A 234-nucleotide genomic window follows, 5' to 3' on the forward strand; every position below is an offset into this window, starting at 1 on the left:
GTCATCCGCCGGCTTGCTGCGCCTGCATGCGCGGGCCGCCGGCGTGGCCGTGCTGCTGGCCGCTCTGTCCACGATGTCGTTCGGCACGGCGGCCTACGCCAAGCCGGCCAAGGCCTCCAAGACGGCATCCGCCAAGCCTGCAACGGGCAAGACCAGCAAGACCGGCAAGGCCGGCGCAGCCAGGCTGCGCTCGGCGTCGGGCAAGACGGCCGTGGCCGCTGCTGCGGTGGCGGC

At 73.9% G+C, this 234-nt stretch carries 1 protein-coding gene; it reads left to right on the forward strand.

Going from position 1 to position 234, the window contains the following annotated elements:
* Positions 1-13: 13 nt before the first annotated feature.
* Positions 14-234 (forward strand): hypothetical protein (locus tag ACSNOK_RS36345; protein WP_436784914.1); only part of this gene is annotated, 221 nt, incomplete at its 3' end.

The organism is Streptomyces sp. URMC 126 (assembly GCF_051386555.1).
In the GTDB taxonomy this organism is placed as follows: Bacteria; Actinomycetota; Actinomycetes; order Streptomycetales; family Streptomycetaceae; genus Streptomyces.